General features: G+C 33.1%; 13 protein-coding genes. 2 read left to right on the top strand and 11 right to left on the bottom strand.

Annotated elements, in window-relative coordinates; genetic code table 11:
• Positions 1 to 188 precede the first annotated feature (188 nt).
• Both WC623_RS20175 and WC623_RS20170 read left to right on the top strand, forming a co-directional pair.
• Positions 189 to 1043, top strand: a complete 855-nt coding sequence (locus WC623_RS20175; RefSeq protein ID WP_372854483.1) for a beta-1,6-N-acetylglucosaminyltransferase — start codon at positions 189 to 191, stop codon at positions 1041 to 1043.
• A 350-nt stretch (positions 1044 to 1393) separates the two neighbouring features.
• Positions 1394 to 2728, top strand: a complete 1335-nt coding sequence (locus WC623_RS20170) for a hypothetical protein (protein WP_372854481.1) — start codon at positions 1394 to 1396, stop codon at positions 2726 to 2728.
• A gap of 81 nt (positions 2729 to 2809) precedes the next feature.
• Here the strand turns inward: WC623_RS20170 and WC623_RS20165 are convergent, their stop codons facing one another.
• The 11 genes from WC623_RS20165 to WC623_RS20115 all read right to left on the bottom strand — a co-directional run bounded on the left by WC623_RS20165 (position 2810) and on the right by WC623_RS20115 (position 14212).
• On the bottom strand, positions 2810 to 3697 hold the full coding sequence (locus WC623_RS20165; protein WP_372854479.1) for a glycosyltransferase family 8 protein: 888 nt from the start codon (positions 3695 to 3697) through the stop codon (positions 2810 to 2812).
• Between the two features lie 79 nt (positions 3698 to 3776).
• On the bottom strand, positions 3777 to 4622 hold the full coding sequence (locus WC623_RS20160; RefSeq protein ID WP_372854477.1) for a sialate O-acetylesterase: 846 nt from the start codon (positions 4620 to 4622) through the stop codon (positions 3777 to 3779).
• A 30-nt stretch (positions 4623 to 4652) separates the two neighbouring features.
• Positions 4653 to 6005, bottom strand: a complete 1353-nt coding sequence (locus WC623_RS20155; RefSeq protein ID WP_372854475.1) for a lipopolysaccharide biosynthesis protein — start codon at positions 6003 to 6005, stop codon at positions 4653 to 4655.
• Positions 6006 to 6017: 12 nt separating this feature from the next.
• Positions 6018 to 7715 carry a GMC oxidoreductase gene (locus WC623_RS20150; RefSeq protein ID WP_372854473.1) on the bottom strand — a complete coding sequence of 566 codons (1698 nt, stop codon included), beginning with the start codon at positions 7713 to 7715 and terminating at the stop codon, positions 6018 to 6020.
• A gap of 3 nt (positions 7716 to 7718) precedes the next feature.
• Positions 7719 to 8294: a gluconate 2-dehydrogenase subunit 3 family protein gene (locus WC623_RS20145; RefSeq protein WP_372854471.1), complete on the bottom strand. Its 576-nt coding sequence runs from the start codon at positions 8292 to 8294 to the stop codon at positions 7719 to 7721.
• A 37-nt stretch (positions 8295 to 8331) separates the two neighbouring features.
• A complete protein-coding gene (locus WC623_RS20140) occupies positions 8332 to 9141 on the bottom strand; it encodes a glycosyltransferase family 2 protein (RefSeq protein ID WP_372854469.1) in 810 nt (269 codons plus the stop codon).
• Positions 9142 to 9178: 37 nt separating this feature from the next.
• Positions 9179 to 10357, bottom strand: coding sequence for a glycosyltransferase (locus WC623_RS20135; protein ID WP_372854467.1), 1179 nt, complete (start codon positions 10355 to 10357; stop codon positions 9179 to 9181).
• Positions 10354 to 11541: a glycosyltransferase gene (locus WC623_RS20130; protein ID WP_372854465.1), complete on the bottom strand. Its 1188-nt coding sequence runs from the start codon at positions 11539 to 11541 to the stop codon at positions 10354 to 10356. Before WC623_RS20130 ends, WC623_RS20135 begins: the two co-directional genes overlap by 4 nt.
• 2 nt (positions 11542 to 11543) lie before the next feature.
• The gene (locus WC623_RS20125) at positions 11544 to 12323 is read right to left on the bottom strand and encodes a glycosyltransferase (RefSeq protein WP_372854463.1); all 780 of its coding nucleotides are present in this window, start codon (positions 12321 to 12323) and stop codon (positions 11544 to 11546) included.
• A gap of 14 nt (positions 12324 to 12337) precedes the next feature.
• Entirely contained in the window at positions 12338 to 12955 is a 618-nt protein-coding gene (locus WC623_RS20120; RefSeq protein ID WP_372854461.1) for a DapH/DapD/GlmU-related protein, read from the bottom strand.
• 111 nt (positions 12956 to 13066) lie between these two features.
• Complete coding sequence (locus tag WC623_RS20115) at positions 13067 to 14212, bottom strand: O-antigen ligase family protein (RefSeq protein ID WP_372854459.1); 1146 nt, start codon at positions 14210 to 14212, stop codon at positions 13067 to 13069.
• Positions 14213 to 14329: the final 117 nt, after the last annotated feature.

Raw genomic sequence — 14329 nt, 5'->3', positions numbered from 1 at the left:
ATTTAAATATACTAATCTTGGTTTTAATTCATCAATTTTATTTTATGATTAAAGTAGTAGATAATGTAAAATTATACAATAACTATTTCAATTCCCAAAGCAGAGTCCTCAATTGATTTTTTAAATGGCATTGCATGAAATTATAAACATTATATTTGTTTTGTGCAGTTAAAAGTTTATACATCTTTATGCGAATAGCTCATTTAATAATCACACATAAAAATCCATTGCAGCTTGAACGTTTGATCAAAAAAATGCAGCATCCCAAATTTGACTTCTATATCCATTTGGATAAAAAAGTTGACATCAAAGATTTTCAGCACTTAAAAAATATTGGTCAGGTATATTTTATACAAAATAGAATTATTTGTAACTGGGGAGGATTTAGTACACTTGAAGCAATGTTGAATTCATTAAGCGAGGTTCTAGATAAAGGACTTAACTATGGATTTTACAATTTATTGAGTGCTCAGGATTATCCAATCCAATCCAATGAAGAGATTTACGCTTTTTTTTTAGAAAATTTAAAAAAATCATTTATATTCTACGAAACTGATCATGCCGATGAATGGTGGTCAACTGCAGTAAATCGATTCAAGAAATATCATTTAACAGATTTTAATTTCAAAGGAAAAACTTTACTTGAAAAAATTATCAACAAAATATTACCTTCAAGGACATTTCCTATCTCTGTTAAATTATATGGAGGAAGCAAATCTAGCTGGTGGTCACTCAATAGTGACTGTGCCACTTATCTGATATCTTACTATCGCAAGCAAAATATAAAATCATTTCTTAGATATTGCTGGGGTACAGATGAATTTGTAATTCCGACAATCCTAATGAACTCTCCGTTTAATAATTATATTGTGAACGATAATCTCAGGTATATTAATTTCCCTTCTGGAAAGGCAAACCCTAAAATTTTAGGTATGGAGGATATTGAAAAGCTTCAAAAATCGGATATGCTATTTGCACGAAAATTTGACTTAGCAACACATCCAGAAATTTTAGATTGGATAGACGATCATTTAGCAAAATAAATCGTAGAAAATAATCCACAAACCAAGAATCACATTCAAAATAAAACCATGCCAGTTTTATTAAACAATAATGACAGAAAACCTATCAATCCATCAAACTTACTGAAAAACCAGCCATATTCAATCAAATAAGCATTGTTTGTAATTTTACTGTCATAATACAAAATATGTGTAAAAAAAATATTACACATAAAATTGAGAAAATCCTTCCTCAGTTGCTGTAATCATACATTTTGTAATTATTTTAGTAAAAGGGCAACAATTCAACCAATATACTGGTGATTGTGATTGTATTATCTTTGACGCATCTTCGTTTTATACGGAGAATTAATAAAAAGAAAATTACATTTATGGAAAAAAGAATCTCGATGCATTTAATCCTATGCTTATTAATGTCGTTCAGCATTGCTTGTAAAAAAAGTGAACCATTAATTAATGAGGATAACAAAGAAATTCCCGCTCAACCAGAACAACCAACTACACCAACTACACCCACTACTCCTGTTAATCCAACTGAACCAGATGCTGATGCTACTGTATATGAATTCGGCAGAGGATCTGGTAGCTTAGACATTGATGGTAATACATTTACTTTAGCTAGTAAAGCAATCATCAAAATTAAAAGTGGCACATACACTACAATTAACATTGTTAACATCAAAGGAACAGAGAGCAACCCTGTTTACGTTAAAAATGATGGACAGGTAACAATTACACAAGGGATGGTTACTGACAATATTACCAATGTAGTTATAGCAGGTGACAATAATCCAAATATAACTTATGGCTTTAAATTCGAAAATATCTCTTATCGTGCCATCCAGTTTAATGGAAAAATGAATGGCGTTACATTAAAGAACCTTAGCTTTAAAAATGTTAATGATTATGTGATCAGCAGTAAAGGCAATAGCGAAACTCCATATACAGGTAGTGCAGATTCAAGGGTGGAAAGATTTAAGATCTTAAATTGCTCATTTGATGATGCTGGCCAAATTTCACTTGGAGGAAATCTGTCTAAAGAAAGTGGACAAGACAGTGGATTTTTTAAGGATGTTGAAATTGCCTATAACGAGTTTAAAAACACTAATGTAGGCTCTTTATGTTCTTTTACAAATGTTCAGGATTACCATATCCATCACAACACAGTAAATAATGTAAACCCTAGCAACAATAGTCACAATGGAATATTTTCTATGCAAGGAAATGGTACTTTTCATGATAATAAACTAACAAATTATCAAGGAAATGCTATACGCATGTGGCTATATTCAAGAGGAACTACAAAAGCAACTGTTGAAATTTATAATAACGTTTGTTATAACACCAGAAAATACGGCGCATTTGAATTACAAATGTTTGATCGTAATATTGTACCAGGTAAATCAACTTATGCAGATGCTAAGGTTTATAACAATACAGCCGGCCAAATGAACACAAATAAAGACTGGCATGGACAGATGCTAGATCTATACAACACTGGTGGTACACTTGAATATTATAATAACCTTGGATTCGATTTGTATTCAAGCGATTCAAACAGACCTGTAAGCAACATGATTAACAACATGAGCGACACTAAGATCATTGTTGAGAGCAACAACAAATATGTAAGCAGAGACAATGCAGTTAACAACATAACTGATTTAAGTTCTAAAATCAATGGTATTGGCGCATCTATAAAATAAATAATCATCTCTATTTATAAAGAAAGTCCCTTGTTTTAATTAACAAGGGACTTTTTTGTTTATAAGAAATATGATAAGCTACTATTGCAAAAAACTTAATATCTGTTTTTTAATTTTATTGGAAAACTTTCTAAGTACTCTATAATTTCCGCTGATAGGTTTAAATCCAGCCCACTTAGTCTGATTTAAATAGTAATAAAAAATCTCTCTAAACTTCTCTTGTGATCTATATGATTTAAACGTAGGCTTAATGTCTAAATAATGTATGATATAAGGGTCATGATGTTCAAATGTAGCAAACCAATTCCATCTTGGGTCTAATTCTAGCCATTTATTAGCAAAAACAACATTAAGCCCATATTGATCGACCAATACCACATGCTCTGCATGCGTTCTCAAAGTATCAATAACTTGTTTGGATATATCTTGCTCAACCCATTTAACCACATCAATTAGCATTATTCCAGCATTAAAATATTTAGTTGTAGGTAGCAGACCAAGTTCCTTATAATTCGGAATCCCGCCCCAGGCACAATCAACGGTTTTTCCAACATCTAAAACAGCTCCTATAGTTGCTCCTTCTAAATTAGTATTCCACAGAAGAGATATATCTTTCATTACTACAGTATCAACATCGAGATAGATCAACCGCTCAACATCTTTTGGTAAAGCATATGGAGCAAACAATCTTAAGTAAGTTGTCAAAGGAAATGCAGACTTATCAACCGGAATACTCATCCCAGATGGGATTATAGATTTTTTCTCGAACCAATTTATCGTTATTGTCTTTGTAGATACAGAGTTTTCAATTTTACTCTTATTTTTATTTGAAATACCATCATCAATTATATAAAAATCGATATGCTCTTCACTAACATGATTAAGCTCAATAGATTTTAAAAGAGCTGCAATGAGAATTGCATAATGATTATCACTTGCTACAACAATTGATATATTGTTTTTTTTCATAATTAACTAAATTAAGAGAAATATATTCAAGTTTGGCTAAAAAGCCAAAATTATAATACGTTGATTATTATACAAATAGCTACTTATTATTTTGTTTAATACTTTCGAACCACCTTTTTGCCAACTCATCTAAACCCTTTTCTGTAAAATGAACAGCGTCTGCCCGATAATAAGCCAAGTTTAATGAATCAGTATTTGGTCCGCGCTTAACATTATCAATTTCTTTTATTACTTCCTCCTGGGCTTTTATGACATCTGGATCAATTCCATACAAATTATCATTATTGTAAGGAAAATAACTACTAATCGAAGTATAAAAAGGCGCATTAAATTTTCTATCTCTTATCATTTTTATAACCTCTTTTAACCGTTTCTTATATTCAGCTGTGGTAGTATTGTCCACATTATCTGTTTCACCCTGATCCCAAAAAATATGTGTCAATTTGATGTTGTCATTTTCCAAATAGTCGAGTGTCTTTATCAGTTTATCTTTACAATGACCTTCAGACCAACATTCTACAGATGTTCCACCAATAGCACAAGGAACAATAATTACTTTTTCATACAGTCCACTATCAATCAGCATATCTGCAACTCTCGTCCAAACACTACTACCACCACCATCAGGACCTAATAAAGGTTCTTCAGCTTTATATAACTTCCCCTTATAATAATTATAGACTTCATTTCTAGTTGAATAGGTTCCATTTCCGTAATTGCCAGCATTGGATTGACCAAAAGTCAAGCAAATCATAACTTTTGGATCATTAATAATAACATCTTTATCAGGCACTTCCTTTCTAAAGTGTAAATAGTCTCTGATGAACTGTGCATTAATCAGATACTCCCGGTTTCTATTAGCTAATATGCCGATGAATATCCCTAAAATTAATATGGACAAATACTTTATACCCCTTTTCATCATATAGTAACCTGATAATAGTACAACATAGTGCTAAACTCTTGAAAAAGCAGCTTTTGAAAAACTCTTTAAAAATAAAACAACCTCCTTGTAACCAGTAACGTAAATATCAATAATACTTATTCTCTTAAACTTATTAAGTGGATAATAAGTCATAAGTATCGCTACTATTCCCGGAAACAATGATGCAATAGCTATAGAATAAATAGATTTATAAATGCTAACTCCTATAAACACTGCCACAACAAACACAGCTACCATTATTATTATCTTGTAAAAATTCACTTTTGGCAAATGAATAACATCAATAGCCAATGCAAAAAATCGGTCTATTGGATATAGTAGAGACATCAACATAAACATTCTAAAAAGGTTTGGAGCTTCGGTATGAATATACATTTCACCACCAAGCAACTGAATGATAGGTTCGGCAAATATTAATGCTATAATCACAAATGGTATGAGCGCTATTGTTAGCATTCCTATCAGCTTTTTTAAGGAATACATCATATCATCAAGCTTACCGTTATTGTAATGCGTTGAAAGAATAGGCATACCTGTAGCTGCAAAACTTAAGAGAGGAATTTCTATGATCTGTAACAGTTTACCTGCTAAGTTGTACATTGCCAAGGCAGCCGGGCCTATTAAGAAATTAATAATAAAAGTACTTGTTACTCCAAACAAGCTTAGATTAATATTGGTTCCCATTGCGTATTTACCAAAATGAAATAGCTCTAAAATAGTCTCCTTATTCGCATATCTCAAAGTGCCTATTTTTGTCCAGCCAAACAATAACACACACAGGCTAGAAAGCAAATTAGATCCTGCGTAAGCAATTAAAACCGAAACAAGAGTAACCTCTTTCATCAACATCAAAACAAAGATTGCAAGCAAAAAAGAACCTTGACTTATAATCCTAAGAATTAACAAACGATCAAACCTCAGATAAGACTGTACGACACAATTTGCCATAAATGAAGGCAATGAAACAATGGGAATTACAGAAAAGAATTTTAACGATAGGATCAATCCTTTATCAGTAAAAAGGTCTGCTATGAAAAAAGCCGGAATATTGATAACTATTGCTAAAGCAGCTACTGCAATCCCTAAAAACCATGCAGACCCTGCAATTTGCCTAGCCCTTCTACCAGTAGTACCTGAATAAAACTTGATAAAAGTAATTGTTAAAAATCCTCCCCTCAATGTTTCCATTACTCCATTTACAGTTAATATAAAAATATAAACCCCAATTTCTTCGATAGATAACGATCTATAAAGTAAAGCCAGACTTAACATTCCTATACCAGCCATCAAACCATTACCAAACAATGACTGGAAATGAACATTCTTATATATCGATACTACTTTTTTTATAATAAACTGCATGCAGATTTGTTTCTATAAATTACCTGATTTCAATTCGTTGTAAGCATAATCACAAGCACGAGCTGTGAGTGCCATGTAAGTTAAAGAGGGATTTTGACAGCTTGAGGAGGTCATGCAGCTACCATCCGTAACAAATACATTTTTTACAGAATGCATTTGATTAAAGCCATTTAAAACAGAGGTTTGGGGATCATTACCCATACGCGCAGTCCCCATCTCATGAACTGTTGTACCTCCAGCTTTATTATAATTAAATGAAGTTACATTCCCAAATCCAGCATCTCTAAGCATTTTTTCTGATGTTTTTCTAATATGTTCCATCATTTTATTTTCATTGTCACCAAAGGCAAAGCTGATCTTCACCAAAGGCAATCCCCACTGGTCAAATTTGTCATTTGATAAGCTAACCTTATTCTCGTAATAAGGCAAACATTCTCCCCATCCAGCCATCCAAACTGTCCAAGGACCAGGTGTTGTTAGTTGAGCCTTAAAATCCTTACCAAACCCCGGTAAACTATAAAGTCGATCCTCCCATTCTTGCCGTTCTCCGTGGCCTTGAATATTATAACCTCTTTTAAATGGCAAACGCTCTTTAGTTGTTAAATTTTGATACCTGGGGATTAAAAAACCACAAGGTCTTCTTCCTTTATAATACCTATCCTTAAGTCCATTAAATACACCATATGCTCCGGCAGAAGAGTGGTGGTCCATTAAATTATGTCCTAACTGGCCACTATCATTCCCCAATCCATTTGGAAATCTTTCTGATTTCGAATTCAGTAGTAAAGCAGTAGTAGCAATAGTTGAAGCATTTACAAAAATTATCTTCGAGTAAAACTCCAATCTTTCTCTTGTGTTCGTATCTATAACTTTTACACCAGTTGCCCTTTTTGTCTTTTCGTCATAAATAATTTCTGAAACAACCGAAAATGGTCGTAAAACCAAATTACCTGTTTCAATCGCAACGGGGATAGTTGCACTATTACTACTAAAATATCCTCCAAAAGGGCAGCCTCTATTACAAAGGTTACGATTCTGACAAGGCCCACGACCTTCCCAGCCCTTGGTTAAGTTTGCTACACGTGCAATGGTCAATAAGCGATTTTTATTACGCTTTGCTATAGAATCACCTAAATGCTTTTCTATACAGTTTAATTCCATAGGAGGTAAAAAATCTCCATCAGGTAACTGAGGTAAATTCTCTTTTTGCCCACTTACTCCAATAAAAGACTCTACATAATCATACCAAGGAGCAATATCTTTATAACGAATTGGCCAATCTACTCCAACACCATCTTTTTTATTGGCTTCAAAGTCCAGGTCACTTAATCTATAGCATTGCCTTCCCCATGTTAATGACCGTCCACCTACCTGGTAACCTCTAATCCAATGAAATGGTTTCTCTTGTATATAGGGATGTTCTTTATCACTAACATAAAAATGCTTTGTTCCGGGATTATATGCATTAACCTGAATTGGATCAGCTATCTTCTCCTCTACAGTATCATTAAAACCATTTTTAAAATCCCATGGATTTAAGTTTGCTGTAGGATAATCTTTAATATGCTCCACATTCCTTCCCCTTTCCAATAATAAGGTTTTCAATCCCTTTTTACACAGTTCCATCGCAGCCCACCCACCACTTATTCCAGATCCTATTACGATTGCATCGTAAATATTATCATCTTGTATATGATCAGAATTATTCATACTCTATTTAGTTGCCCAAGATTTTTGATTTGGCTTTAGTGGAATACAGGATTGAAAAGAACCTGGTATATAATCATAAGCTAATCCTTGAGTAGCGCCAACTTGAGAATTGCAATATCCCTCAACAGTCAAATTTTTAAGTTGAGTAAAAAAAGATTGTCCAAAAAGCCTTTTATTTATCTTATTAATTATTTGATAGGAATAAACACTTTTTGCTTCAAAATACTCCAATATTTGATATCGTTCAGTTAATACACACTCTGAATAGGTTTTATTAAACCTATTTAATGCAAATTCTTCTACATTTTTTAACCCATTTAAAAAAATATTCTGTTCTAAAGTTTGGGTACAATTTAGCATAACGTTAAGAATATAATTTTCAACTTTTGCCGCTTTTGCCCCAGGAGTATCAGTCAAAGGAATAATGGTTTCTGCCAGTTCAGCAATTAAATCCTTATAAGAGATAATAGATGTTGGGTCAACACTTCTATGAAAAAAAAACCATTTGTAGGCAGAAAAAGAGGAAATTCCTAAGAAACCAAAAGTTAAAATACCCTTTAAAGTTGTCCTTCTATCCATTCATCAATCTTTACTATTATTAAGCCCCCATTTCAGACTAACTGATATTTAAAACTCTCTTAACTCTTTTAATAGTTCCCTTAAGTATTCCACCATCAATCTGAATACGACGATCGGTAGTCCACACCAATGCTTTTATATGGTTTACATAAAAAAGTTTACCAAAACCTTTATTTCTTAGCTTTAATGCAAGCCATCCATCTTCAATAGTTCCCGGAGGATGATTAAAGCCTTCCACTTGTAAACCTTGTGCCTTTCTGAATGCGGAATTGAATCCATAAACATTTACAGCTTCATCCTTTACAAGCTTGTTATACCGACGTGAAAAACCAGAAATATATTCATAAAAGAAATAAGTTAACCGGCCTGTTGGTCCTGTTGGAATCAAAGAGAACCTCCCATAGGTAATTGCTATGTTCTCATCATCGATCAATGGCTTCACCATTAGTTCAATCCAATCTTCAGGATAAATAGTATCCGCATCTGCATTTAAAATATACTTTCCTGTAGCAGCATTCATTCCTGCATTCCTAGCAAATGCAATTCCCTGCCTATTCTCTGACACAACTTTTACACCACAAGCCCTTGCTAAATCTTCTGTATCATCTTTTGAATTATTATTTGAAACAATAATTTCCACCCTTCTATGTGTTTTATTATGGCATAATGAAGATAACGCAGGAACAATACTTTCTGTCTCGTTATAAGCAGGCATAACCACACTAATTTCCGGCTCACCTTTATACAAAACGGAATATGCATCCGATGCATCCTTACACATTTCTGCTTTCGTCAAAGAGCTTTTTATATATTGATTAATTGATTTTGGAATTTGAATTGGCCTCATGATGTTAAAATTTGTTCCTTATGAACGGATTTTGCAACTATTTCGTTGTCTTTTCTATATAATGTTCTGTTGCGACTGATATTTTATTGGCAATACGAGCTTTCATCAGCGCCAACACCTGGAAATAAATAAATTTAGGTATAGCAATCAATGATTTATATATTTCCTTTTTTGCTTTAAAGTATATCAATGACTTTATAAAAACAATTACAAAACCAATGCCTAAGATAGCAAACAAAACGGCTATTTTGGGCATGATAAATAGATTAACTAAAAAACACATGATGGAAAGAAAAAGCAGTATAAAAAGAGGTGGTCTGCATAACATAATTCCATAAAGAAATTGGTTCCAGTTAAACTTAAAAATTCCAGTTGATAACATTCTTAAACCTAATCTGAAAAATTTAAACCATGTATTGATCCACCTGGCCCTTTGCTTAACCAACTGATCAGATTTTGCAGTTTTTTCATCGAAAACCACAGCTTTTTCAGAAAAAGCAATCTTAAGCTTTCTGATTACAATCTCATACTGAAGTATTTTATCAAAACCAGCTCCATTGCTATCCAAATCTTTTAGACATTCCATATAAAGTGAGGTACTAAAAGCCATTCCAGAACCAGATAAAGAAGAAGAAGAGCCTGCTTTAGTCAACAAAAACTTATCTACATAACGATAGTAAATATCATTTGCAGCATCCAGACAAGCATAATTTGAATTGAGATTTTTAGCTTCTCGAACTCCCTGAACCGCATGGTACCCCATTTCAAATACTTTATTCAACTCGGTTAAATAATTTGAATCAACTAAGTTATCACTGTCAATAATTGTCAAACGTTCATGATTGCGCTTAAAATTATTAATTGCATAAAAATGGGATTTGACATTGCTTGCCAATACCGTTTCAGGACGAAGCACAATGATCTTATTATCATTAAATACCAAATTAGATACATCACAATTATCAGCCACTATATAAACCAAATAGTTGCTGTAATTGAGACTAAGAATAGAGCGAACAACATCGGGGATCAAATCCGTTTGCTGGTATGCTGTAACAATAATAGCATAATCAGATTCGGCAACGTAATCAGATTTATCTTTCGATAAATTAGGCACAAAAAGCCTTACCAACCATAGAAAAATTGGAAAGATTAAATGTATTAACACATATACTTGCAATACATAAAACAAGAATAATAATACGTCTATCATCATGCTTTCAATAAAGTATTAATCTCATTCTTCATTTCCTGGACACTATTTTCCCAGGTATGACCAAATGCAAAATCTTTCCTTGCCAATCTACGTTCTTCATTATCCTCTTGTATTGCCAAGTCTATTAATTTTATGTAATCCTTCTTGTCGTCTGCTAAATAAACAAAATCACTAAAAAACTCCATAGTTTCAGTACGTGTAGCCACAACAGGTTTACCTAATGCAAGATACTCATCTATTTTTCTCGGATAATTGCCGCGAGTAATTGCATTTACCACTTGTGGATTTATACAGATATCAAAATTATTTATGTAAACAGGAAGATCTGAGACTTCCTTTTGCCCAAGAAAGTGTACGTTTTTCAAGTCGTGAAGTTTGCTAGCCCTGAATACATCATCCTCCGGACCTACCAACACAATTTGATAATCTATATATTCCTTTGCAATATGCAATATAATATCAACATCTAAACGTGATGCACTAACCACCCCTACATATCCAATTATTGGCCCCTTTAAATGTTTTAAGTCATCTGGCTTGGTATTATTAACATCTTTAAAAGACTCAATATCACAACCCTGCCCCACATTAATCGATCTTGCGTTATACTTTCTACAATATGTTGCTAGATATTCTGAATTAGCAAAACAAAGATCACTTTTAGCAATCAATTCCGGCTCAAGTGTTTCTCCATGCTTTTTCCAATAATCTACTCCAATCATATAATCTCTGGAGTAATAAATGCTCAAAACTGGCTTAAGATAATCACCAAGATAAAATGCCTTAAACATCTCATTATCATTAAATAGAATTATATTTTGAAAATTTAATGTGTCAAGTGCTTTAATTATAGAATTAGATAACTTCCGGTTATTTCTTTTATTAAAGAATCTAAATAGGCCTAATGAATTAATCCAATTAATAGACTCTACTATACAATCTGGATAATAATTCCATAAGTTATCCTGTATTTTTATTAATCCGGATTCTTGTTTATTTACAACACTAATCCTTTTTTGAATTTTAGGGTCCTTTTTATTTTTTATTAAGCTGATCCTATCTAAGGGGGAATTTATATATAGGACTCTATTGGTCTTACTCCATTCCAGTGCAATGTTTTTACAGTTACTTCCTATATCAGTATCCCAGGGTTGCTGACCTATAATGATAATGTCATTACTCATAATCAATATTTTTTAAGAAAATAACTGTAATTAAATATATATTGTCTATAAAGATACCGCATAAGGCTTACTACCGGATTATTACTATTTCTCCAAAAATCCCTTTTAACTGTACTAGGTTCTGTAGAACTATTTATTTGATCAAAAACAGATTTATAATCATTAAACAAATATCCCTTTCCCTTATTTCTCAGAAAAGATATCATCATATCAAACTCAATTTTGTCAGAATGTTTTGTTTCATTATACCTTCCGAATTTATCTAAAAAGGTACTTCGTCGTATATGTGGGTGATCACTGTATAAATGAAATTTATTTGTGTCTGCAGACCAAGGATCAAATATCATTTCTGAGAAACCATCTCTGTAATACTTCACCTTTGGATGTGCAAAATAAGAATAGAATCTTACATAGTCAGCTTCGGGATCATCCAACAAAATCCCCAATCCATCTTCCAAAACTTTTTGAAAACCGGGTAATGGAACAAAATCTTCTTGAACATACAATGTATATGGCTTAGTCACAGCATCCTGTCCCTTATTAATATTATTTCCTAACCCACTATTCTTAACTGCTTTTAATAGTTTAAATTCAAACTTATTTTGAAGATTTTCCATATAATTAATATGTTCCTGTTTGCTACCATCATCAGAAATCAGAATTTCACCAAAAGTAAAATCATAGGATGCGAAAGATTCTAATAATCGTTCCAGCGATTTACTTCTGTTATAATGAGTAACCAGCAACGTTACTTGCTCAAAACCTCTCTTTTTTTCAGACATTTCGTTTATCCATATTAAAAAACCTTTTCCCAGGTTAAAGTTTCATTATTATAACGCTTTATGACTTTTGCAGGATTACCTACTGCTATGCAGAATGGCGGAACATCCTTTGTAACGACACTTCCAGCTCCTATCACACTATGCTTTCCTATTGTGACCCCAGCCGTAATTACACTATTTGCCCCAATCCAAACATCATCCGAAACTACTATTTGCTTAACAGTTACGGGTTGAGAGGCTGGCGGAATGTTTACATCTTCATACCCATGATTTAAACCAGAAATAACTATATTTTGTGCTAGCATTACGTGACTACCAATAGAAACCGGACCTATAATCACGTTACCAAGGCCTATAATACTCTCATTACCGATAATCACGGCCCCTACTCCATTATTAATTGTTGTGAAATCTTCAATAATTGATTTTGCACCCAACTCAAATGTATTAAATGGGAATACATCCATACGGGTTTTACTTCTAATAATTGAGTGCTTACCCTTTTTATGTTTAAATGGATTTAAAAAAATTCTGACCCATAGTCTAGGTCTATGGTCATTTGCTGGAATCAACAATGACAATGCCATTTTCTTTAACTTAGGATTAGACTTTATTTTTGAAATTATAGACATAAATTACTTATAAAGGTACCACTAATCATCTGTCTTTTTTAATCCGCTTATTAAACCTAATATAAGGCAAATAATGGCAGGTAATGCAAAAATCTCGAATGGCATAATCTGTTAACTTAATAATGTACTCTTTTCCATTTTTTCTAGTTTAGGACTCATCATAATAAACACCCATGATAAATATATCACAATTGATGTCGGCATGTTATTGATCACCTCATTTCCATAACTACAAATCAAAACTCCAGCAAAACCAGCAGTTAAAGCAATCATTTTAGTCTTCAAGCCGGGGTCTTCCAGTCGCCATACTATACCACAACATTTTCCTAAAATAAACATCATGATACATATCCATATAGTCAATCCGACCACCCCATACATTGCCCAAAGTTTAACAAAATAACTATCGGGTTGTACTGTTGACAAATACTTATCCTGGTTATACAAAGTGCCATTATAACCAATGACACCAAGCCCTCCTCCAAACGGACGTGTTGACATATAAGCTTTCAATTTCTGTTGGGTCATAAACCTAACATTTAAAGAAGGATCCTCTGGATTTAAGGCTGTTCTCAACCTATATATTTGATAGTTACTGTCGCCCAAATGAGTAAACTTAAGCACCAATAAACAACAAGTAGCAATAAGACCTCCAATAATCACAACTTTGAAATTCTTACTAAGAAATATGGCTAGAAAAACACCTGGAACTAAAGCAAAAAGTGCCCCTCTTGTACCAGAAATAAGCATTCCATAAAAATTAAGTGCGGCGCAGATTAACAACACGATCTTCTTCCACTTCGTCATTGGCCCTAAAGCCAATACCAATGCAATCAATGCTATATGTGCCTGAGATGCTCCAAACTGTCCGGCTCCTGTATAGAAAGAAAAAACCCTCAATCTACCCCACAGCATATGGGTAGATGCATTGGCTGTAACGAACTCTTGTTCTCCGGGAGTTAAGCCAATAAATAGTTGTTTAATCCCATTCAATGACGCTAGTGTAGAACATGCAATCACCATAATTAGGAATAAATCAAGGGATCTATTGCTGTTGAAAATCAGAAAGCCTAAAGTTAGGATCATGAATGGATAAAAGGCGGTAGTCCTGATTTCTGCTACCCAAGCCAAAGTATTTGAACCCGGGTTTAAAACTTCCAGAATACTGACGAAAAGCCATAGCAACAACAAATAAAAGAAACTATTATTTAGCGATTTCCACTGATCCTTATCAGCCTTAAATATAGCCGCTATCATAGTGATAAAAATGACACCTTCAATGACTACTCCAAATGGAAATCCTCCTATCTCCCTTCCAAGAATAATAAAAGTAAAACAATAAAATATTAGAAAATAAAGAAGGAAAGCCCGCAT

This window comes from Pedobacter sp. (assembly GCF_041645105.1).
In the GTDB taxonomy this organism is placed as follows: Bacteria; Bacteroidota; Bacteroidia; order Sphingobacteriales; family Sphingobacteriaceae; genus Pedobacter.
Note: the sequence above shows the minus strand (reverse complement) of the source record. Positions and strands in the feature narration are given on the sequence as shown.

Coding starts and splice junctions, on each gene's coding strand:
- WC623_RS20150 (WP_372854473.1), bottom strand. CDS start 7,715: ATGAATAATTCTGATCATATACAAGATGATAATATTTACGATGCAATC.
- WC623_RS20160 (WP_372854477.1), bottom strand. CDS start 4,622: ATGATGAAAAGGGGTATAAAGTATTTGTCCATATTAATTTTAGGGATA.
- WC623_RS20155 (WP_372854475.1), bottom strand. CDS start 6,005: ATGCAGTTTATTATAAAAAAAGTAGTATCGATATATAAGAATGTTCAT.
- WC623_RS20170 (WP_372854481.1), top strand. CDS start 1,394: ATGGAAAAAAGAATCTCGATGCATTTAATCCTATGCTTATTAATGTCG.
- WC623_RS20125 (WP_372854463.1), bottom strand. CDS start 12,323: ATGTCTGAAAAAAAGAGAGGTTTTGAGCAAGTAACGTTGCTGGTTACT.
- WC623_RS20130 (WP_372854465.1), bottom strand. CDS start 11,541: ATGAGTAATGACATTATCATTATAGGTCAGCAACCCTGGGATACTGAT.
- WC623_RS20120 (WP_372854461.1), bottom strand. CDS start 12,955: ATGTCTATAATTTCAAAAATAAAGTCTAATCCTAAGTTAAAGAAAATG.
- WC623_RS20140 (WP_372854469.1), bottom strand. CDS start 9,141: ATGAGGCCAATTCAAATTCCAAAATCAATTAATCAATATATAAAAAGC.
- WC623_RS20165 (WP_372854479.1), bottom strand. CDS start 3,697: ATGAAAAAAAACAATATATCAATTGTTGTAGCAAGTGATAATCATTAT.
- WC623_RS20145 (WP_372854471.1), bottom strand. CDS start 8,294: ATGGATAGAAGGACAACTTTAAAGGGTATTTTAACTTTTGGTTTCTTA.
- WC623_RS20115 (WP_372854459.1), bottom strand. CDS start 14,212: ATGATAGCGGCTATATTTAAGGCTGATAAGGATCAGTGGAAATCGCTA.
- WC623_RS20175 (WP_372854483.1), top strand. CDS start 189: ATGCGAATAGCTCATTTAATAATCACACATAAAAATCCATTGCAGCTT.
- WC623_RS20135 (WP_372854467.1), bottom strand. CDS start 10,357: ATGATGATAGACGTATTATTATTCTTGTTTTATGTATTGCAAGTATAT.